This window comes from Streptomyces sp. NPDC006365 (assembly GCF_042870755.1).
In the GTDB taxonomy this organism is placed as follows: domain Bacteria; phylum Actinomycetota; class Actinomycetes; order Streptomycetales; family Streptomycetaceae; genus Streptomyces; species Streptomyces xiangluensis.
In genome coordinates this window covers 193988-214552 of record NZ_JBIAHS010000014.1, presented here as the reverse complement: position 1 = coordinate 214552, position 20565 = coordinate 193988, and the positions used below count along the sequence as shown (strand labels likewise).

Below are 20565 nucleotides of genomic sequence, written 5' to 3'. Positions count from 1 at the left end.
CAGCAGGTCCCCCGACGGTCAGGCGACGGCGCTGAGCGTATCCGCGAGCCGGCGGCGGCCGGCGCGTGCGGCGGGCAGGGCCGCGAGTGTGGCGGCACCCAGAACAGCGGCCGTACCGAACAGCAGCAGCAGAACGGGGGACGGCGCACGGGCGATTCCGGCGCCGATCCCGCTCGACCGGCCCTGGGCATCGATCAGCCAGTGCGCGAGGGGCACGCCGAGCGCCGTACCGGCGAACACGGCTGCCAGGGCGGTGCAACCGGTGGCCGTCACGGAGACGAGCGCGATCTGGCGCGGGGACAGCCCGATCGCCTTGAGGGCAAGCAGGTCCCGCTCGCTCTCGCGCACGGTGCCGCCGATCGCCGTCAGCAGTTCGATGAGCCCGATCAGGGCCAGCACGGCGATCAACCCGGCCACCACCCCGCGGAGCGGCGACAGCCCGTCGGCCGGGTTGGTCACCGCGTGGACGTCCAGCCGCCCCCGCGAGGCCTCGGTCAGCTCGGCGCCGATCGTGCGGGGGTTCGCACCGGGCCTCAACTGCAGCTGGTAGAGCGTCGGTTGGAGTTTGGGATCGTTCTCTCGGAGCGTGTCCAGCGAGGTGGAGATGACCCGGCCGCCGTTCTCGGGTTCGATGCTGCGTCCGACGATGTGCAGGATCTGGGGCCGTCCGCCCACCGTCATCCGCACCCAGTCGCCGAGCCGTACGTTCAGCAGATCGAGCAGCCCCTGCCCGGCGACCGCCTCGTCGCGCCCGCGCGCCGCGCGCCCCTCCGCCAGCGAGAACGGATACGGATCCTGGGCGGTGCCGAGCCCGCGCAGCGCGATCGTGCCGGTCTGGCCCGGCACCAGTGCCGCCACCTCGACACCCGGATGAACCGCCGTGATCTGCCGGTTCTCGGCCAGCAGGTCCCGCGCCCGCTGATCGCTGAGGTCCTCGTCGGCGCGTGCCGTGAGCGCGGCGGCGAGACCGAGTTGTTCCGGCTTGCTGTGGAAACGGTCGATGGTGGTCCAGGCGCTCAGCGCGACGACGATGAGCAGCAGCGGCAGCGCGAGCCGGGCGGTGGTGGCCAGCGAGCGCGGCCGCCGTGAGAACGCCTTGTGCATGCCGAGCATCAGCGCCGGCGGCAGTCGCAGCCCGAGGGCTCCCCGAGCCACGCGCGACAGCGGGCCGCCCAAGGGTGCCGCGGCCCGCAACACCGGCACCGGTGGGACCCGCCCGGCCCGCCAGGCCGCGAGCCCCGTCGTGACGGCGATGAACAGCACGGCCGCCACTGGAACTCCGAACAGGGCCGCGGTCTGCCCGGGCAGTCCCTGCCACACGCCGACGGCATCACCCAGGCGACCGGGGACCAGGCGTCCCGCCGCCTGTATGAGCACCGCGGCCGCCACCGCGCCGATGAACGCGAACGCCACATGCTGGACCAGGAAGATGCGCACCACCTGACCAGGTGTGAAGCCGATGGCCTTCAGTACGGAGATGTTCCGCAGATGGCCGCGGATCCGGGTGCCGATCGCGCCGTACACGGCCAGTGCGGCGGCGACCAGGGCTCCCAGTCCGAAGAGGCCGAGTACCTGGCCGAGCAGCCGGTTGTCGCCCTGTGCCTCGGCGCGTGTCAGCTTCCAGTTGGAGACCTGGGTGACCGAGCCCGCGCCGAGTGTGGTGACGGCGCGCTGGACCGCGTAGTCCGTGTCGTCGGGGTCGGCGAGGCGCAGCCCGATGACCTGCCCGGTGCGGCCGTCCGCGCGGGGAACGACGGACGGCGGCGCCCACACGACGCCGGCCCGCTCGCCGGGACGGTAGCGGGGCTCGGCGCTGTCGGCGACGCCCAGCACGGTCAGGGTCCGGGAGGTGCCGGGCAGGACGAGGGTGTCGCCGGGCTCGGCCCACAGCGCCCGGGCCAGGCTGCTCTCCAGGACGACGCCGTCGGGTGTGCCGGGATCCAGCCACCGGCCGGAGGCGAGGAGCGGGCGCCCGGTCGTGGGCCGTTGGGCGGCGGCACCGCGCAGTTCCACGGAGGCCTTGGTGCCGCGCGACTCGACGGTGGCGGTCGCGGTGCGGTACGGGCCCGACACGGAGGTGACGCCGTCCAGCGACGCGAGGCGGCCGGCATCGGCGGACGCGCCGGTGTGAATCCACACGTGCGCGCCCTTGGACTGCGTGAAGACGCGCTGCCAGGGGTTGGTGGCGTACCCGAACAGGGCCGCGGCGAGCAGCAGGGAGGCGACGATCCCGGCGGTGGCGAGCACGATGAACAGCGCCTCGCCGCGATGCGCCCGCAGATCGGCGCCTGCCCAGCGCAGGGTGGCCCGCACCTCGCCTCAGCCCTTCACGAGCACGACGGAACGGTCCCTGTGCGGGTCGAGCGATGCGGAGCTCAGGAGACGGAGCACGGGTCAGCCCTTCAGCTCGAGCACACCGGACGCGCCGGTGCCGCGCGGTGGCGGCGTGCCGTCCAGCTCGGCGTCGTCGGCAATCCGGCCGTCGAAGAAGCTGATCACCCGGTCCGCGGCGCTCGCGAGCCGCGCATCATGCGTGACCAGCAGGATCGTCTGGCCGCGCTGGTGGAAGCGGGACAGCAGCCGCATCACCTCACGAGTGCCTTTGCTGTCCAGGCTGCCCGCCGGTTCGTCCGCCAGCAGCAGCCCGGGGTGGTTGACCAGCGCCCGCGCCAGGGCGACCCGCTGCTGCTCGCCACCGGACAGCTCGCCGGGCATGCTCCGCTCCTTGCCCTCCAGGCCCAGCTCGGCCAGCAGCTTCTCGCGCTCGGCGCGCGCCTGCTTCGGCGAGACCCCGGCGAGCAGCGCGGGCAGCTCGACGTTGTCGGCCACCGACAGATTGGAGACCAGGTTGAAGAACTGGAAGACGATGCCGATGCTCCGCCGGCGCTCCACCGCCCACCGTGCCTCGCTGTAGGCGTCGGTGCACTCCCCGTCCAGCCAGACACTCCCGCTGTCCGGCCGCTGGAGTCCGCCGAGCAGATGCAGCAGGGTCGACTTCCCGGCGCCGGACGGGCCGGTGACGGCGACGAACTCGCCGCGCCGCACGGAAAGATCCACACCGCGTACCGCATGGGCCGGGGCGCCCTCGCCGTGGTGTGTCTTGGCCAGGCCCTCGGCGCGCAGCAGGGGAGCGGCGGTGGCCGCGGTGTCGAGGTGGGCGGTCATTCCGGCTCCTCCAGCTCCTCCTGGCACCGTTCCAGCCAGTCGAGGTCGGCCTGCAGATGCAGCATGGCGCCCTCGATCAGCAGCTGGGCGACGCGGTTGTCCCGGTCCTCGGCCGCGGCGAGCTTCGACAGACTACGCATGGTGTTCAGGTACTGGCGCCGCTGCTTGTTGATGAGGGCGATCCGGTCGGCGAGGCCGGTCTGCGGGGCGAGGGCGAGCTTCATGAAGAACTCGTCCCGTACCCGCGGCTCGTCCGCCGTCTCCTCGAACCAGGCGTGCAGCGCTTCCCGTCCGGCATCGGTGAGGTGGTAGATCTTCTTGTTGGGCCGGCTCGACTGCTCGACTTCCTCGCCCTCGATCAGCCCCGACTTCTCCAGCCGGCCGAGTGTCACATAGATCTGGCCGACGTTCGGCTGAGGGTACGCGGCACCCAGCAGTTGCTCAAGGTCCTGCCTGAGCTCGTAGCCGTGGGCCGGGCCGCGCGCCAGGAGAGCCAGGAGAGGCAGACGCACTCGTGCTCTCCTCCTCCCCGTCCCTGGTCATGTGTCGCAGGCCCTAGTATCGCCCATGCCTAACGGGTATACATGGCGGCTGACGCCGGACGACGAAGCCCGGTGCCGTTGGTACAGGGAGGAACCTATGCGGTGGATACACGCCGCCGGTAGGGGCTTCCTGGTCGCCGCGGTGATCCTTTCCGGATACGTCGCGTCCGGTACCCAGGCCGACGGGGCGCGGGGCGGCGGACGCGGTCCGCTCACGCTGGCGACCGCGGGGGACCTCACCGGCTATCTCGGACCGCTGCTCGAGCGCTGGAACCGCACGCATCCCGACGAGCGGGTCACCCTCGTGGAGCTCCCCGATTCCGCCGACGAGACCCATGCCCAGATGACCACCGATCTGCGCTCGGGCGGCAGCCGCTTCGACGTGCTCAACATCGATGTCGCCTGGACCTCGGAGTTCGCGGCGGCCGGCTGGATCTCCCCGTTGCAGCGGGACCGCTTCCCGCTGCGGAGCTTCCTGCCGCCGGTGGTGGACGCGGCGACGTACGAGGGAAAGCTGTACGCCGTCCCGTACGTCACCAATGCCGGACTGCTGCTCTACCGCAAGGACGTTTTGGGCAAGGAGGGCGTCGAGCCGCCCCGCACCTGGGCGGAGCTGGAGCACCAGGCGAAGTCCATCGCGCCGAAGTACGGACTCGACGGCTACGCGGGCCAGTTCCTGCCCTACGAAGGGCTCACCGTCAACGCCGCCGAAGCGGTCTACTCGGCGGGCGGCACGATCCTCGGCGACGAGGGGGAGCGCGTCACCGTGAACTCGGCCGCGGCCCGCCGGGGCATCGGATTCCTCGCCCGGGGAGTGCGCGACGGCTGGATCCCGGAGAAGGGGCTGACCTACAAGGAGGAGGAGTCCAAGCAGGCCTTCCAGGACGGCCGTCTGCTCTTCCTGCGCAACTGGCCCTACGCGTACGTGAGCGCGTCCGGCAAGGGCTCCGCGGTCGCCGGGAAGGTCGGCGCCGTCTCGCTGCCCGGACCGGACGGGCCGGGCACGAGCGTGCTCGGTGGTTCGAACCTCGCGGTCAGCGCACAGGCGCGCCACCCCGATTCGGCGGCCGCTCTCCTCGCGTATCTCACGAGTGAGCGGGTGCAGCGGCAGGTCCTCACAGAGGGGGCGCTGCCGCCCGTACGGGCCGCTCTGTACCAGGATCCCGAGCTGATCCGGGAGTTCCCGTATCTGCCGACGCTGCGGGCGAGCGTGCTCGCGGCGGCGCCGCGGCCCAAGAGCCCACGTTATGACCAGGTGAGCTTGGCCGTGCAGGCCGTCGTGCACGATGCGATGACCCAGCAGCAGACCCCCGAGGCGGCGGTGCGGCGGCTCGCCCGGGAGCTGGCGGCCATCGCGCGACGCGGCTGAATCCTCGCCCGTCGCCCGCTCCTGCCTTGCTCGGCGCTTCAGACCTAGTTACATGTTAGGTATCGATGTCGACTCGAAGGGTCCGCTGAGGGCACAAAAACCGGGACATACTTCGCTAACTCCCCATGGCTTTCTGCCTACTCGTTGACATCTCCTCTTCATGCCTACATAACATGCATGCATAACGACGGCTGCCTCTCGGCCGTCACACCCCTCCAGGCATGACATTCAGAGACAGGTCAACGGGTGATGCTCACAGCCCCGGCCGGCGACGGCCTTGCGCGCCCTCCCGCGCACCGCTGGTGGCGCGACGCAGTGATCTACCAGGTGTACGTCCGCAGTTTTCTGGACAGCACCGGGGACGGCATCGGCGATCTCGCCGGGGTCCGGGCGGGACTGCCGTATCTGAAGAAGCTGGGCGTCGACGGCATCTGGCTGAGCCCCTTCTACCCGTCTCCGCAGCACGACCACGGGTACGACGTCGCCGACTACCGCGACGTGGACCCGGTCTTCGGGGACCTCGCCGAGTTCGACCTGCTGATGACGGACGCGCGGCGGCTCGGCATCAGGGTGCTGCTCGACATCGTCCCCAACCACTGTTCCAGCGAGCACTCCTGGTTCCGCGAGGCGCTCGCCGCCGAGCCCGGAAGCGAAGCGCGCGCCCGATTCCACTTCGCTGACGGCCGCGGGCCGGGCGGTGACGAGCCGCCCAACAACTGGCACTCGATGTTCGGCGGCCCCGCGTGGTCACGCGTCACCGAGCCGGGCGGCACACCGGGCCAGTGGTACCTGCACATGTTCACGCCCGAACAGCCCGACCTGAACTGGCGCAACCCCCAGGTCGGCGCCCACTTCGATCAGGTGCTGCGGTTCTGGCTGGACCGGGGCGTCGACGGCTTCCGCATCGACGTGGCCGCCGGGCTCTTCAAGCACCGGGACCTGCCCGACTCGCCGGACCCGGCGGCCGACGCCCGGACCCGTGACTCGGTCAACCCGCTGGCCTGGAACCAGCCCGAGGTGCACGACGTATGGCGGAACTGGCGGTCGGTGTGCGAGGAGTACACCGCGCGCGACGGCCGGGAGCGGCTGCTGGTCGGCGAGGTCTCCGTGCCGACCGCACGCGAACACGCCCAGTACGTACGGCCCGACGAGCTCCACCAGGCCTTCTTCTTCGACCTGCTCGGCGCGCCGTGGAACGCCGATGCCTTCCACAAGGTCATCTCCGAGGCCATGCAGGACATCGCCGGCACCGGATCCACCATCACCTGGGTCCTCAACAACCACGACCAGGTCCGCACCGTCACCCGCTACGGAGAGTCCGGTACGGAAGGCAGCGGACTCGGCACCGCCCGCGCCCGGGCCGCCGCGCTGCTGATGCTGGCGCTGCCCGGGGCCGCGTACATCTACCAGGGCGAGGAACTGGGTCTGCCCGAGGTCGTCGACCTGCCCGACCACGTGCTGACCGACCCGATCTTCCACAGGACCGGAAGCCGGGCCCGGATACGCGATGGCTGCCGGGTGCCGCTGCCCTGGTCGGGGCACGCCTCACCGTTCGGTTTCACCTCGGGTACCGAGGGTGCCAAGCCCTGGCTGCCGCAGCCCGACTGGTTCGCCGAGCACGCCACCGACCGGGCGCTGGCCGACACCCGTTCGTTCTGGCACCTCTACCGCGACGGCCTTCAGCTGCGTGGCAGTCTGCCCCAGCTCGGCGAGGGCAACCTCCGCTGGCTTCAAAGCCCGCCCGACGTGCTTGCTTTCGTCCGCGGCGACGGACTCGTCTGCGCCGTCAACTTCGGTACCGCACCCGTGCCCGCACCGGTCGGCGGCGCCCCCCTGCTGTCCAGCGGACCCTGCCCGGCCGGAGTGCTGCCCGGCTCGACCGCCGCCTGGTGGATCAGCGACTGCACCAACCCCTGAGCCCTCTTCTTCTCCTCCTCCCACCTGATCCACCGTCAACTCCTATCCCGTTCGAAAGGGACATCAATGATGATGCGACGACGTACGACACTGGCGAGCTGCACGGCCCTGGCCCTGGCGTTCGGCGCGACCGCCTGTGGCGGCGGACCGGTCACCGCCGCGGGCGACGGCGACAAACCGCTGAACGGCCAGACGCTCACCGTGGCCGGCGTCTGGTCCGGTACCGAGCAGAAGAACTTCCAGAAGGTCCTCGACGCCTTCGCCGAGAAGACCGGCGCCAAGGCCCAGTTCGTCTCCACCGGTGACAACGTCTCCACCGTCGTCGGCAGCAAGATCGAGGGCGGCGACGCCTTCGACGTGGTGATGGTGCCCCAGGTCGGTGTGCTCCAGCAGTTCGCCGAGCAGGGTTGGCTCAAGCCGCTGTCGAAGAAGACCGAGCAGGCCGTGGACGCCAACTACGCCAGCGTGTGGAAGGACTACGGCAGCGTCGACGGCTCCCTGTACGGCCTGTACTTCAAGGCCGCGCACAAGTCGACGGTCTGGTACAGCCCCGACGCCCTCGACCAGGCCGGAGTCAAGGCCCCGAAGACGTACGACGAGATGCTGAAGGCGGGGCAGACGGTCTCCGATTCGGGCCTGGCCGCCTTCTCCGTCGCCGGCCAGGACGGCTGGACCCTCACCGACTGGTTCGAGAACATCTACCTCTCCCAGGCCGGACCCGAGAAGTACGACCAACTCGCCGCCCATGAGATCAAGTGGACGGACCCGACCGTGGTGAAGGCGCTCACCACCCTCGGCAAGCTCTTCAAGGACAAGGAACTGATCGCGGGCGGCCAGAAGGAGGCGCTGAACACCGACTTCCCGGGTTCCGTCGAGAAGGTCTTCGGCCCCGAGCCGAAGGCCGGCATGGTCTACGAGGGCGACTTCGTCGCCGGTGTCGCCAAGGACCAGTTCGGCAAGAAGATCGGCCAGGACGCCGACTTCTTCCCCTTCCCGTCGGTCGACGGCGGCGAGGCACCCGTGGTCAGCGGCGGCGACGCCGCCGTCGCCCTGAAGGACGGCAAGAACCAGAAGGCCGCCACAGCGTTCCTGGACTATCTGGCGAGCCCCGAGGCGGCCGCCGTCTGGGCCGAGGCGGGCGGCTTCCTGTCCCCGAACAAGAAGCTCGACCTCGCCTCCTACGGTGACGACGTCACGCGTGAGACCGCCAAGTCCCTGGTCGACGCCGGAGATTCGGTCCGCTTCGACATGTCCGACCAGGCCCCGGCGGCCTTCGGCGGCACCAAGGGCACGGGCGAGTGGAAGCTCCTCCAGGACTTCCTGCGCGACCCGTCCGACCCGAAGGCCACGGCGGGCCGGCTCGAGGGCGCGGCCGCCAAGGCGTACGAGGACTGACGGCCATGACCACCGCTGTCACCACCGCACCCGGCACGGCCCCGAATCCCCGGCCGTCCGGGTCTGCCGACGGCAGGCGCCGTGCCCGGCGGCGTACCCGGATCATCGCCGTGGCCTTCGTCCTGCCCGCGCTGGTCCTGCTCGGCGCCCTCGTCGTCTACCCTGTGCTGTTCTCGGTCGGCCGGAGCTTCTTCGACGCCTCCGGCACCCGGTTCGTCGGCGGTGAGAACTACGCCGAGATGTTCCGCGATCCGGCGACGCTCAAGGCCATCCGCAACACCACCGTGTGGGTGGTCGTCGCCCCAATGCTGCTCACCGGGCTCGGGCTGATCCTCGCCGTCCTGGTCGAGAAGATCCGCTGGGCCACGGCGTTCAAGCTCCTGCTGTTCATGCCCATGGCGGTCTCCTTCCTGGCCGCGGGCATCATCTTCCGGCTCGCGTACGACGAGGACCCCGACAAGGGCGTGCTGAACGCCGCCGTGGTCGGGGTGCACGACGCCTTCAAGGGCACCTCCTCGTACCCGACCGCCCGAGCCCGGGACGGCCAGGGTTTGACCAAGAGCCCGGACGGCTCGTACCGCCTGTCCGCCGCGGCGTCCCCCGGCCGGACGGTCGGCCTCGGACTGGTCGGCGTACCGCCCAAGGAGCTGGCCGCCAACGCGAAGCCCGCATACGCGGCGGCCGCGCAGAAAGCAGCCGGAGACGAGCTGCGCGGTGTCGTCTATCTGGACTTCACGCCCGGCGGAGGCGGGGTGCAGGGCAAGGTCGACAAGGCGGAGAGCGGGCTGCCGAAGGTGCGGGTCGAGGCGGTGCGCGACGGGAAGACCGTGGCCACCGCCACGACCGGGGCCGACGGTTCCTTCCGCTTCCAAGGTCTCGACCCGGGCTCGTACACGGTGCGGCTGCCGGCGGAGAACTTCGCCCCGCCCTACGAAGGCGTCTCCTGGCTCGGCCCGGCCCTGGTCACCCCGGCCATCATCGGCGCGTATCTGTGGATCTGGACCGGTTTCGCCATGGTGCTGATCGGCGCCGGGCTCGCCACGCTGCCGCGCGACACTCTGGAGGCGGCCCGGATGGACGGCGCCAATGAATGGCAGGTGTTCCGGCGGATCACCGTGCCGCTGCTCGCGCCCGTACTGACCGTGGTCTTCGTGACCCTGGTGATCAACGTGATGAAGGTCTTCGACCTCGTCTACATCATCGCGCCCGGGCCCGTGCAGGAGGACGCCACCGTACTGGCCACGCAGATGTGGCTGGTGTCCTTCGGCGGCGGCAACAACCAGGGCCTGGGCAGCGCGCTCGGTGTGCTGCTCCTGCTGCTGGTGATCCCCGCCATGGTCTTCAACGTCCGCCGTTTCCGCAGGAGCCAGTCATGACCGTCACCGCAACCGACCGCCGGACCGTGGCGAAGGGGCCGACGCCCCTCGCCGCACCCGCGCCGCGGCGGTCCAGGGACCGGCTCGGGCGCTGGCTCGGCAGCAGTCTGATCCAGGCGTTTCTCGTGGTCGTCGGCCTGGTCTGGCTCACGCCGCTCGCCGGGCTCTTCCTCTCCTCGCTCCGCTCCGCTCAGGAAAACGCGAGCGGAGGCTGGTGGACCTCGCTGACCAGCCCCGGGCAGCTGTCCTTCGAGAACTACTCCGCGCTGCTCGGCAACTCCGGCATGACGCAGGCCTTCTGGAACACCGTACTGATCTCGGTGCCGACCACCGTGCTGGTCGTCGTGATCGCGGCGCTCGCCGGATACGCCTTCGCCTGGCTGGACTTCCCCGGCCGCGAGCCACTGTTCCTGCTCGTGGTGGCGCTGCTGGTGGTGCCGGTGCAGATCGGACTGCTGCCGGTGGCCAAACTCTTCGGCCAGCTCGGGCTGTTCGGCACGATTCCCGGCGTCGTGCTCTTTCATGTCGCCTATGGACTGCCGTTCGCCGTCTTCCTGCTGCGCAACTACTTCGCCGAGATACCGCGGGAGATGTTGGAGGCGGCCCGCATGGACGGCGGCAGTGAGTGGCGGATCTTCACCCGGCTCGTGCTGCCGGTGGGCCGACCGGCCCTCGCCAGTCTGGCGATCTTCCAGTTCCTGTGGGTGTGGAACGACATGCTGGTGGCGCTGTTGTTCGCCGGCACGTCCTCGCAGCCGCTCACCGTGGCACTCCAGTCGCAGATACGGCAGTTCGGGAGCAACATCGATGTGCTGGCGCCGGGGGCGTTTCTGTCCCTCGTCGTGCCCGTGGTGGTTTTCTTCGCCTTTCAGCGGCACTTCGTGCAGGGGGTGATGGCGGGGTCGGTCAAATGAACGGCGACCGTCATACGGCTGCGTCGTGCCCCTGACACACGCACGCCCCGTCTGACACACGTACGCCCCGTCACCAGGTTGCTCCTGGTGGCGGGGCGCCGTCGTATCCGCTCAGTCGGTCAGGGCGAAGCCGGCGGGTAAAGGGCCCTCGGCAGCTGCGAGGCCGCCGCGGTGTCCAGGAGCCAAAGGGTGCGGGCACGCCCGTAGGCGCCCGCTGCCGGGGCCTGGATCTCGCCCGCTCCCGAGAGCGCGATGGCCGCTGCCGTCGCTTTGTCCTCGCCCGCGGCCAGGAGCCACACCTCGCGAGCCGCCCGGATCGCGGGCAGGGTCAGCGTGATACGGGTCGGCGGGGGCTTGGGCGCGCCGTGTACGCCGACCACCATGCGCTCGGTTTCCCGTACGGCGGGCAGCTCCGGGAAGAGCGACGCCACGTGCGTGTCCGGGCCGACGCCCAGCATCAGGACGTCGAAGGTGGGGACGGTGCCATGGTTCTCCGGGCCTGAGGCCTTGGCCAGCTCGCCGGCGTACGCCTCCGCCGCCGCGTCGGCGTCCTTGCCGTACGGGCCGTCCGACGCGGGCATGGCATGCACGCGGTGCGGATCCAGCGGTACGGAGTCGAGGAGCGCCTCGCGGGCCTGGGTGACATTGCGGTCCGGGTCGCCCTCGGGCAGGAACCGCTCGTCACCCCACCACAGGTCCAGGCGGCCCCAGTCGATGGCATCCCGCGCGGGTGCCGAACTCAGCGCCGCGAGGAGGCCGTTGCCGTTACGCCCGCCGGTGAGCACCACCGAGGCGTAGCCCCGGGAGGCCTGGGCGTCCACGATCTTCGTGATGAGCCGGGCCGCTGCGGCCTGGGCCATCAGTTCCTTGTCGTGGTGGACGACGAGCTGCGGCGCGGTGCTCACTTGGACGCCACCCTCTTGGCCAAGTCGGCAGGGGTGGCCGGAGCCTTGTCGGCCTCCTTCGCCGGCTCATCGGCGGACGCCTCAGCCGGTGCCTCTGCAGCGGAAGCCCCGGCGTCAGAAGTCCCCGCTCCGGAGACCCCGGCCCGGAAGGCCGCCGCTCGGGACCCCGCCGCCGCAGCAGCCGTCCCGGAGGCACTGTCCCCGGAGCCCTCAGCCCATCCGCCCGCGGAACCGCCGGCGAGCGAACCGGACTTGAAGCCCCCGCTGCCGAGCCGTTCCACGCCGAACCGCAGCGCCGAGGCATATGTGTCGTCGGGGTCCAGCCGCCGCAGTTCCTCAGCTATCAGCTCGGCCGTGTCGCGGCGGTTCAGTGCCACCGCCCGGTCGGGCTGGCCCTGGATGGAAAGCGTCGCCAGGGAACCGTCGGCGCGGTCCAGGACGATCGGTCCGGAGCTGGTGGCCATCCGGACGGAGGTGAGACCCGGTCCAGAGGACAGCGAGCGCTTGACCGGGACATCGAGCCGGTCCGCGAGCCACATGGCGAGCAACTCGCAGCTCGGGTTGAACTCCTCGCCCTCCACCTCGACCGAGGTGACCTCGCAGGTGACCTGGTCCAGGGCCGCGGCCAGCATCGAACGCCAGGGCGTGATGCGGGTCCACGACAGGTCCGTGTCGCCGGGGGTGTAGGCGTCGGCGCGGGCACCGAGTTCCCGTACGGGCTGCTCGGCGGCGTATGTGTCGGTGACGCGGCGCTGCGCCAGGGCGCCCAGTGGGTCCTGGGCGGGGTCGAGCGGCGCGTTCACCGGCCACCAGACGACGACCGGCGCGTCCGGCAGCAGCAGGGGCAGGACCACCGACTGAGCGTGGTCGACCACCTCGCCGTACAGCCGCAGTATCACCGTCTCGCCGGTGCCCGCGTCCGCGCCGACCCGTACCTCGGCGTCGAGCCGCGAGGTAGTGCGGTCGCGGGGGGAGCGGGAGATGCGCTTGATGACCACGAGGGTGCGCGAGGGGTGTTCGCGGGACGCCTCGCTGGCGGCCTTCAGCGCGTCGTAGGCGTTCTCCTCGTCGGTGACGATGACGAGGGTGAGGACCATGCCGACGGCGGGGGTGCCGATGGCCCGGCGGCCCTGCACCAGCGCCTTGTTGATCTTGCTGGCTGTGGTGTCCGTGAGGTCGATTTTCATGGCCGGCGCCAGCTCCGTCCATCTCGCTGAAGCATTTCGTCCGCCTCGGCCGGGCCCCAGGTGCCCGACGGGTACTGCGCGGGCTTGCCGTGCTTGTCCCAGTACTCCTCGATCGGGTCGAGGATCTCCCAGGACAGCTCGACCTCTTCGGTGCGCGGGAAGAGGTTCGCGTCGCCGAGGAGCACGTCGAGGATCAGCCGCTCGTACGCCTCCGGACTGGACTCCGTGAAGGACTCGCCGTACGCGAAGTCCATCGACACGTCCCGGACCTCCATGGAGGTGCCGGGCACCTTGGAGCCGAAGCGGACCGTGACGCCCTCGTCCGGCTGGACGCGGATGACCAGCGCGTTCTGGCCCAGCTCCTCCGTCGCCGTGTGGTCGAAGGGGGAGTGCGGGGCGCGCTGGAAGACGACCGCGATCTCCGTGACACGGCGGCCCAGGCGCTTGCCCGTGCGCAGATAGAAGGGGACGCCTGCCCAACGCCGGTTGTCCACCTCCAGCTTGACGGCCGCGTAGGTGTCGGTCTTCGACTTGGGGTCGATGCCGTCCTCTTCGAGGTAGCCGATGACCTTCTCGCCGCCCTGCCAGCCCGCTGCGTACTGTGCGAACACGGTGTTGCGGCCGAGGTCCTTGGGCAGCTTCACCGCACCCAGCACCTTCGTCTTCTCGGCGGCCAGCGCGTCCGCGTCGAAGGAGGCGGGCTCCTCCATCGCGGTCAGCGCGAGCAGCTGGAGCAGATGGTTCTGGATGACGTCGCGGGCGGCGCCGATTCCGTCGTAGTAGCCGGCGCGGCCACCGATGCCGATGTCCTCGGCCATCGTGATCTGGACGTGGTCGACGAACGAACGGGTCCAGATCGGCTCGAACATCTGGTTGGCGAAGCGCAGCGCCAGGATGTTCTGAACGGTCTCCTTGCCCAGATAGTGGTCGATACGGAAGACCTGGTCAGGGGAGAAGACCTCGTGCACGATCCGGTTGAGCTCCTCGGCCGACTTCAGGTCGTGGCCGAACGGCTTCTCGATGACCGCGCGGCGCCAGGAGCCGTCCTTCTGGTCGGCCAGGCCGTGCTTCTTGAGCTGCTGCACGACCTTGGGGAAGAACTTCGGCGGTACGGACAGATAGAAGGCGAAGTTGCCGCCCGTGCCCTGCGCTTTGTCGAGGTCCTCTATGGTCGCCTTCAGGTTCTCGAAGGCGTCGTCGTCGTCGAAGGTGCCCTGGACGAACCGCATGCCCTGGATGAGCTGCTGCCACACCTCCTCACGGAAGGGGGTACGGGCGTGCTCCTTGACCGCGTCGTGGACTTCCTGCGCGAAGTCCTCGTCCGCCCACTCGCGGCGGGCGAAGCCGACGAGCGAGAAACCCGGCGGCAGCAGGCCGCGGTTGGCGAGGTCGTAGACAGCGGGCATCAGCTTCTTACGGGACAAATCGCCCGTGACGCCGAAGATGACGAGGCCCGACGGCCCCGCGATACGCGGGAGCCGTCGGTCTGCGGCGTCACGAAGCGGATTCGCCCCGGTGTCGGGAGAAGGAGTCAAGATCTCAGCCCTCCGAGGGGGCGAGGCGCTTGAGCTCCGCCTCGGTCGACTTGAGCAGGTCGTTCCAGGACGCCTCGAACTTCTCGACGCCCTCGTCCTCCAGCAGCTGGACCACCTCGTCGTACGAGATGCCGATCTTCTCGAGCGCGTCGAGGTCGGCGCGGGCCTGCTCGTACGTACCCGCGATGGTGTTGCCGGTGATCTCGCCGTGCTCCTCGGTGGCGAAGAGGGTGGCCTCCGGCATCGTGTTCACCGTGTTCGGCGCGACCAGGTCGTCGACGTACAGGGTGTCCTTGTACGCCTTGTCCTTGACGCCGGTCGAGGCCCACAGTGGACGCTGCTTGTTGGCCTGCGCCTTGTCGAGGGCCGCCCAGCGGTCCGAGGAGAAGACCTCCTCGTACGCCTGGTAGGCGAGCCGCGCGTTGGCGACGCCCGCCTTGCCGCGGGCGGCCTTGGCCTCGTCGGTGCCCATGGCGTCGATCCGCTTGTCGATCTCGGTGTCCACGCGCGACACGAAGAAGGACGCCACGGAGTGGATCTTGGACAGGTCCAGGCCCTTGGCCTTGGCCTTCTCCAGACCGCTCAGGTAGGCGTCCATGACCTCGCGGTAGCGCTCCAGCGAGAAGATCAGCGTGACGTTCACGCTGATGCCGTTGCCGATCGTCTCGGTGATCGCCGGGAGGCCGCCCCGGGTGGCCGGGATCTTGATGAGCGTGTTCGGGCGGTCCACCAGCCAGGCGAGCTGCTTGGCCTCGGCGACCGTCGCCCGCGTGTTGTGCGCGAGACGCGGGTCGACCTCGATCGAGACCCGGCCGTCCTGGCCGCCGGTGGCGTCGAAGACCGGGCGCAGGATGTCGGCGGCGTCGCGGACGTCCGCCGTCGTGATCATGCGGATGGCCTCCTCGACGGTGACCTCACGGGCGGCGAGGTCGGCGACCTGCTGCTCGTACCCGTCACCGCTCGAGATCGCCTTCTGGAAGATCGACGGATTGGTCGTGACGCCCACGACGTGCTGCTGGTCGATCAGCTCGGCGAGGTTGCCGGACGTGATCCGCTTGCGCGACAGGTCGTCCAGCCAGATCGCGACGCCTTCTTCGGAGAGGCGCTTCAGTGCGTCTGTCATGGAAAATGCATCTCCTACGTGTCGTATGTCAGCGTCAGCGCTGGGCTGCGGCGATCGATTCCCGGGCGGCGGATGCGACGTTCTCGGCAGTGAAGCCGAACTCGCGGAAGAGGACCTTGCCGTCGGCCGAAGCACCGAAGTGCTCCAGGGAAACGATGCGACCGGCGTCCCCCACGTACTTGTGCCAGGTCAGACCGACCCCGGCCTCGACCGCGACACGCGCCGTGACGGACGGCGGCAGGACGCTGTCCCGGTACCCCTGGTCCTGCTCCTCGAACCACTCCACGGACGGCATGGACACCACCCGCGTCGGCACCCCGGCGGCCTGGAGCTGCTCGCGCGCCTCGACGGCGACATGCACCTCGGAACCGGTCGCGATCAGCACGACCTGCGGCTCGCCACCCTCTGCGTCGAAGAGCACGTAACCGCCCTTCGCCGCTCCCTCGTTGGGCTCGTACGTCGGCACGCCCTGACGGGTCAGCGCGAGACCGTGCGGAGCGCCCTTGCCGAACTCCTTGGTGCAGCGCTTGAGGATCTCGCGCCAGGCGATCGCGGTCTCGTTCGCGTCCGCGGGACGGACGATGTTCAGGCCCGGGATCGCGCGCAGCGAGGCCAGGTGCTCGACCGGCTGGTGCGTAGGGCCGTCCTCGCCGAGACCGATGGAGTCGTGCGTCCATACGTACGTCACCGGCAGGTGCATCAGGGCCGACAGGCGCACCGCGTTGCGCATGTAGTCGGAGAACACCAGGAACGTACCGCCGTAGATGCGGGTGTTGCCGTGCAGCGCGATGCCGTTCATCTCCGCGGCCATGGCGTGCTCGCGGATGCCGAAGTGGATCGTGCGGCCGTACGGATCGGCCTCGGTGAGCGGGTTGCCCTGCGGAAGGAACGAACTCGTCTTGTCGATCGTGGTGTTGTTGGAGCCCGCCAAGTCGGCGGAGCCGCCCCACAGTTCGGGGATGACCGCGCCGAGCGCCTGGAGCACCTTGCCGGAGGCGGCACGCGTGGCCACGCCCTTGCCCGGCTCGAAGACGGGCAGATGCGACTCCCAGCCCTCGGGCAGCTCACCCGCGTTGACACGGTCGAACTCGGCGGCGCGCTGCGGGTTGGCCGTGCGCCAGGCGGCGAGTGACTTCTCCCACTCGGCGCGGGCCTCACGGCCGCGGTCGCCCAGTGCGCGGGTGTGCGTGATGACCTCGTCGGCGACCTCGAAGGACTTCTCCGGGTCGAAGCCGAGGACGCGCTTGGTGGCGGCGACCTCGTCGTCGCCGAGCGCCGAGCCGTGCGCGGCCTCGGTGTTCTGCGCGTTCGGGGCCGGCCAGGCGATGATCGAGCGCATCGCGATGAACGACGGCTTGTCGGTGACGGCCTTGGCCTTCTGGATCGCCTCGTACAGCGCGGCCGGGTCGAGGTCGCCGTTCTCCTTCGGCTGCACGCGCTGCACATGCCAGCCGTACGCCTCGTACCGCAGAGCCGTGTCCTCGGAGACCGCCGCCTCGGTGTCGCCCTCGATCGAGATGTGGTTGTCGTCCCACAGCAGGACCAGGTTGCCCAGCTTCTGGTGGCCGGCCAAGGACGAGGCCTCGGCGGAGATGCCCTCCTGGAGGCAGCCGTCACCCGCGATGGCGTAGATGTAGTGGTCGAACGGGGAGGTGCCGGGGGCGGCCTCCGGGTCGAACAGACCGCGCTCGTAGCGGGCGGCCATCGCCATGCCCACCGCGTTGGCGACGCCCTGGCCGAGCGGGCCCGTCGTCGTCTCCACGCCCGCCGTGTGCCCGTACTCGGGATGGCCCGGGGTCTTCGACCCCCACGTCCTGAAGGCCTTCAGGTCGTCCAGCTCCAGGCCGAACCCGGCGAGGTACAGCTGGGTGTAGAGGGTCAGGGAGGAATGGCCGGCGGAGAGGACGAAACGGTCCCGTCCCGTCCAGTCCGGGTCTGCCGGGTCATGCCGCATCACCTTCTGGAAGAGGGTGTATGCGGCGGGTGCCAGGCTCATCGCCGTACCCGGATGGCCGTTGCCGACCTTCTGTACGGCATCGGCGGCCAGGATGCGGGCCGTGTCGACGGCTCGCTGGTCCAATTCGGTCCACTCGAGGTCTGTGGTGGTCGGCTTGGTGCTCACCCTGAGTCAGGGCTCCTCTCCACATGTTCCACATGTCGAATGCCGGTGCACATGCGCGCCCACCGGCCGTTGTCGAGCCTACCCCCGTAAGAACACGCATTTATTCGAGTCATTCCACAGTGCCGTGAGTGTTCCGGCACTGCCCCCTGACCGGCGCGTTCCACGGTCCGGCGGGGAATGAACGTGAATACGCAGCCGATGTTCCGAGCGCTCAATCAAGCCGAATCAAGGGATGCCGAAGCCTTCCTGGGGCCCTCTCCAACACGACCCGACCCCCGCGAAGAGCGGGGTCTGGGCAACGTCTACAGTGGCGTGGTACGCGCGGGCCTTTACCCGGAGTTCACACTCGGGGCTCGCTGGGATGTCTCTGTAGGGGTGTACGTGACGGCCGTTGAATCCCGTCCTGCGGGTGTGCTCGGGACGAGTCAGAGCACGAAGCACCGGCCGTTCGGGGCCCGCATCAAGGCGTTCATTGCTCTCACCAAGCCGCGGATCATCGAGCTGCTGCTGATCACCACCGTGCCGGTGATGTTCCTCGCCCAGCAGGGCGTGCCCGACCTCCAGCTCGTCCTCCTCACCTGCGTCGGCGGTTACCTGTCCGCGGGCGGCGCCAACGCGCTGAACATGTACATCGACCGTGACATCGACGCCCTCATGGCGCGCACCTCGCAGCGCCCACTGGTCACCGGCATGGTCAGCCCCCGCGAGTGCCTGGTCTTCGGCATCACGCTCGCCATCGCCTCGACCCTGCTGTTCGGCCTGACCGTCAACTGGCTGTCCGCCTGGCTCTCGCTGGGGGCCCTCCTCTTCTACGTCGTCGTCTACACGATGATCCTCAAGAGGCGTACATCGCAGAACATCGTCTGGGGCGGCATCGCGGGCTGTCTGCCCGTCCTCATCGGCTGGTCCTCCGTCACCAACTCCCTGTCCTGGGCCCCGGTCATCCTCTTCCTCGTCATGTTCTTCTGGACGCCGCCGCACTACTGGCCGCTGTCGATGAGGGTGCGGGACGACTACGCGCGCGTGGGCGTGCCGATGCTTCCGGTCATCGCCTCCAACAAGGTCGTCGCACGGCAGATCGTCCTCTACAGCTGGGCGATGGTCGCCGTCTCTCTCCTGCTGACGCCGCTGGGCTACACCGGCTGGTTCTACACGGCCGTCGCCCTGGTGACCGGCGGCTTCTGGCTCTGGGAGGCGCACGGGCTGCAGGCCCGCGCCAAGGACGGGGCCGTGGGCGCGAAGCTCAAGGAGATGCGCCTCTTCCACTGGTCCATCACGTACGTCTCGCTGCTGTTCGTGGCAGTGGCGGTGGACCCCTTCCTGCGATAGCCGCTTTCGCCCGGCTCGTACGGCGACGGGCGGGGGCGTGGTCAAGGCCACGCACCCCGCCCGTCGCCGTTTGATCTACCCGTCGGTAGCATCCTGACCATGGCAGATACGGCAGACACCCAGCAGGCCGACGAGGCCGCGGACCGCAAGAAGGCCGCCAGGTCGGAGCGTCGTGTGGCGCGCCTCACCAAGCAGATCTCGTCCTTCGCCAAGGCGCACGGCGGCGCCGAGGGACAGATCGCTTACCTGGGACAGCGCGGCGCCCGCATCGTCCTCGTCGGCGAGGACGGCGAGTGGGGCGACCTCGTGGCCCCGACCCACGCGATGGCCGAGCAGGCGGTCCAGAAGTCCGGCATCACCGTCCACGAGTCCTTCGACGGCGACTTCGCGGCGAAGGTGAAGACGGGGCGCTACGAGTGGACGCGGATGGCGGGGATCCAGCTGGGCGGCCCCCGTAACGACTGACGGCAACCGGCGGTTTTCGTACTTCCGCGACCGTAACCAGCACCTGACCCCCGGCTCACCCGTTAGGACCTGTAAAGGCAGGGCCCACTCGCGGGGGAGTCCCGATGATCGAAACGCCGTCGCTGGTGGACCAGTACTGCCATGGCGTGCTGCGGACAGAGCTGGGCCTGGGCACCTTCGAGGCCCACCTCGCCCGGGGTGAGGGCAGGCCGGCCGCGGGCACGACCTTCTTCGACACCCAGACCGGGTTCGCCGTACGCCGCTGGTGCCCGCCCCTGCTCGGTCTGGAACCGCACTGTCCGCCCGCCCGCTATCTCGCGCGACGCCGTGAGCTGGGCGTACTGGAGTCGGGGCGCAGGCTGTTGCGGGGCAGCGGGATCACGACCTATCTGGTCGACACCGGGCTGCCGGGCGATCTGACAGGACCCGGCGAGATGGCCTCGGCCGGCGGCGCCGACGCCCACGAGATCGTCCGCCTGGAACTGCTCGCCGAACAGGTCGCCGACACGTCCGGAACCGTCGAGTCGTTTCTTGCCAACCTCGCCGAGTCGGTGCACGCGGCGGCGGCGAACGCCGTGGCGTTCACGTCGGTGGCGGGCGCACGGCACGGTCTGGCGCTGGCGCCCGAGCCGCCGGGCCCGGGGGAGGTCCGGGGTGCGGCGGGCCGCTGGCTCGCCGGACGCCGCGTCGGCGGCACCCTGTCCGACCCGGTGCTGCTTCGGCACCTCCTGTGGGTCGCCGTCGCGTCGGGCCGCCCGCTCCAACTGCACGCGGGACTCGGCGAAGGGGACCTGCGCATCGACCGCACCGACCCCGTCCTGCTCACCGACTTCGCCCGCGCCACGGCCGGCCTCGGCACCGACCTGGTCCTGCTGCACGGCTACCCGTACCACCGGCACGCGGCGCATCTGACCGGGGTCTTCCCGCATGTGTACGCCGACCTGGGCGCCTCCCTCGTCCGTACGGGCGCCCGCGCCTCCGCCGTACTCTCCGAGATCCTCGAACTCGCCCCCTTCGGCAAGCTCCTCTTCTCCTCCGGCGCCCACGGCCTGCCCGAACTCCATGTGGTCGGCGCCCGCCTCTTCCGCGAGTCGCTGGCCCGGGTCCTCGGTACCTGGGTGGCCGAGGGGGCGTGGTCGCTGTCCGACGCGCAGCGGGTGGCCGGGCTGATCGCGGCGGAAAACGCGCGGCGGGTGTACGGGCTGGAGTGAGCCGCCCGCA

At 70.0% G+C, this 20565-nt stretch carries 16 protein-coding genes; 8 read left to right on the top strand and 8 right to left on the bottom strand.

The genetic code is table 11. The features are described 5' to 3' along the window. Positions 1-18: 18 nt before the first annotated feature. The 3 genes from ACFYO0_RS32120 to ACFYO0_RS32110 all read right to left on the bottom strand — a co-directional run bounded on the left by ACFYO0_RS32120 (position 19) and on the right by ACFYO0_RS32110 (position 3677). Positions 19-2313, bottom strand: coding sequence for an ABC transporter permease (locus tag ACFYO0_RS32120; RefSeq protein ID WP_388683102.1), 2295 nt, complete (start codon positions 2311-2313; stop codon positions 19-21). A gap of 81 nt (positions 2314-2394) precedes the next feature. Continuing rightward, a complete protein-coding gene (locus ACFYO0_RS32115) occupies positions 2395-3165 on the bottom strand; it encodes an ABC transporter ATP-binding protein (RefSeq protein WP_388683099.1) in 771 nt (256 codons plus the stop codon). Next, positions 3162-3677 carry a PadR family transcriptional regulator gene (locus tag ACFYO0_RS32110; protein WP_388683097.1) on the bottom strand — a complete coding sequence of 172 codons (516 nt, stop codon included), beginning with the start codon at positions 3675-3677 and terminating at the stop codon, positions 3162-3164. Before ACFYO0_RS32110 ends, ACFYO0_RS32115 begins: the two co-directional genes overlap by 4 nt. Before the next feature lie 127 nt (positions 3678-3804). On the opposite strand from ACFYO0_RS32110, the gene ACFYO0_RS32105 reads away from it, so the two are divergent. The 5 genes from ACFYO0_RS32105 to ACFYO0_RS32085 all read left to right on the top strand — a co-directional run bounded on the left by ACFYO0_RS32105 (position 3805) and on the right by ACFYO0_RS32085 (position 10678). Continuing rightward, complete coding sequence (locus ACFYO0_RS32105) at positions 3805-5076, top strand: ABC transporter substrate-binding protein (protein WP_388683095.1); 1272 nt, start codon at positions 3805-3807, stop codon at positions 5074-5076. Between the two features lie 249 nt (positions 5077-5325). Then, positions 5326-6993, top strand: coding sequence for a glycoside hydrolase family 13 protein (locus tag ACFYO0_RS32100; RefSeq protein ID WP_388683094.1), 1668 nt, complete (start codon positions 5326-5328; stop codon positions 6991-6993). Positions 6994-7062: 69 nt separating this feature from the next. Beyond that, positions 7063-8388: an ABC transporter substrate-binding protein gene (locus ACFYO0_RS32095; protein ID WP_388683175.1), complete on the top strand. Its 1326-nt coding sequence runs from the start codon at positions 7063-7065 to the stop codon at positions 8386-8388. 5 nt (positions 8389-8393) lie between these two features. Continuing rightward, positions 8394-9764, top strand: a complete 1371-nt coding sequence (locus ACFYO0_RS32090; protein ID WP_388683092.1) for an ABC transporter permease subunit — start codon at positions 8394-8396, stop codon at positions 9762-9764. Beyond that, a complete protein-coding gene (locus tag ACFYO0_RS32085; RefSeq protein WP_388683090.1) occupies positions 9761-10678 on the top strand; it encodes a carbohydrate ABC transporter permease in 918 nt (305 codons plus the stop codon). Before ACFYO0_RS32090 ends, ACFYO0_RS32085 begins: the two co-directional genes overlap by 4 nt. 119 nt (positions 10679-10797) lie before the next feature. On the opposite strand, the gene pgl is transcribed toward ACFYO0_RS32085, so the two are convergent. Genes pgl through tkt form a run of 5 tightly spaced genes read right to left on the bottom strand, consistent with a single transcriptional unit; the run spans position 10798 to position 17550 of the window. Further along, a complete protein-coding gene (gene pgl, locus ACFYO0_RS32080; protein ID WP_388683088.1) occupies positions 10798-11583 on the bottom strand; it encodes a 6-phosphogluconolactonase in 786 nt (261 codons plus the stop codon). Beyond that, the gene (opcA, locus tag ACFYO0_RS32075; protein ID WP_388683085.1) at positions 11580-12770 is read right to left on the bottom strand and encodes a glucose-6-phosphate dehydrogenase assembly protein OpcA; all 1191 of its coding nucleotides are present in this window, start codon (positions 12768-12770) and stop codon (positions 11580-11582) included. The genes pgl and opcA overlap by 4 nt, the downstream gene beginning before the upstream one ends. Continuing rightward, positions 12767-14305, bottom strand: a complete 1539-nt coding sequence (zwf, locus tag ACFYO0_RS32070) for a glucose-6-phosphate dehydrogenase (protein ID WP_388683083.1) — start codon at positions 14303-14305, stop codon at positions 12767-12769. The genes opcA and zwf overlap by 4 nt, the downstream gene beginning before the upstream one ends. Before the next feature lie 4 nt (positions 14306-14309). Beyond that, positions 14310-15428, bottom strand: a complete 1119-nt coding sequence (gene tal, locus ACFYO0_RS32065) for a transaldolase (protein ID WP_388683081.1) — start codon at positions 15426-15428, stop codon at positions 14310-14312. Between the two features lie 34 nt (positions 15429-15462). Next, a complete protein-coding gene (tkt, locus tag ACFYO0_RS32060; RefSeq protein WP_388683080.1) occupies positions 15463-17550 on the bottom strand; it encodes a transketolase in 2088 nt (695 codons plus the stop codon). Positions 17551-17925: 375 nt separating this feature from the next. Here tkt and ACFYO0_RS32055 point away from each other — a divergent pair, with 375 nt between their 5' ends. The 3 genes from ACFYO0_RS32055 to ACFYO0_RS32045 all read left to right on the top strand — a co-directional run bounded on the left by ACFYO0_RS32055 (position 17926) and on the right by ACFYO0_RS32045 (position 20555). Further along, the gene (locus tag ACFYO0_RS32055) at positions 17926-18879 is read left to right on the top strand and encodes a heme o synthase (protein ID WP_388683078.1); all 954 of its coding nucleotides are present in this window, start codon (positions 17926-17928) and stop codon (positions 18877-18879) included. Between the two features lie 99 nt (positions 18880-18978). After that, positions 18979-19344, top strand: coding sequence for a hypothetical protein (locus tag ACFYO0_RS32050; RefSeq protein ID WP_388683077.1), 366 nt, complete (start codon positions 18979-18981; stop codon positions 19342-19344). A gap of 104 nt (positions 19345-19448) precedes the next feature. After that, positions 19449-20555, top strand: coding sequence for an amidohydrolase family protein (locus ACFYO0_RS32045; protein ID WP_388683075.1), 1107 nt, complete (start codon positions 19449-19451; stop codon positions 20553-20555). The last annotated feature ends 10 nt before the right edge of the window (positions 20556-20565 follow it).

Excerpts from the sequence above, each read along its gene's own strand:
- ACFYO0_RS32115 (WP_388683099.1), bottom strand. The coding sequence starts at position 3,165 with ATGACCGCCCACCTCGACACCGCGGCCACCGCCGCTCCCCTGCTGCGC.
- ACFYO0_RS32105 (WP_388683095.1), top strand. The coding sequence starts at position 3,805 with ATGCGGTGGATACACGCCGCCGGTAGGGGCTTCCTGGTCGCCGCGGTG.
- ACFYO0_RS32100 (WP_388683094.1), top strand. The coding sequence starts at position 5,326 with ATGCTCACAGCCCCGGCCGGCGACGGCCTTGCGCGCCCTCCCGCGCAC.
- ACFYO0_RS32095 (WP_388683175.1), top strand. The coding sequence starts at position 7,063 with ATGATGCGACGACGTACGACACTGGCGAGCTGCACGGCCCTGGCCCTG.
- ACFYO0_RS32090 (WP_388683092.1), top strand. The coding sequence starts at position 8,394 with ATGACCACCGCTGTCACCACCGCACCCGGCACGGCCCCGAATCCCCGG.
- ACFYO0_RS32085 (WP_388683090.1), top strand. The coding sequence starts at position 9,761 with ATGACCGTCACCGCAACCGACCGCCGGACCGTGGCGAAGGGGCCGACG.
- opcA (WP_388683085.1), bottom strand. The coding sequence starts at position 12,770 with ATGAAAATCGACCTCACGGACACCACAGCCAGCAAGATCAACAAGGCG.
- tal (WP_388683081.1), bottom strand. The coding sequence starts at position 15,428 with ATGACAGACGCACTGAAGCGCCTCTCCGAAGAAGGCGTCGCGATCTGG.
- ACFYO0_RS32050 (WP_388683077.1), top strand. The coding sequence starts at position 18,979 with ATGGCAGATACGGCAGACACCCAGCAGGCCGACGAGGCCGCGGACCGC.
- ACFYO0_RS32045 (WP_388683075.1), top strand. The coding sequence starts at position 19,449 with ATGATCGAAACGCCGTCGCTGGTGGACCAGTACTGCCATGGCGTGCTG.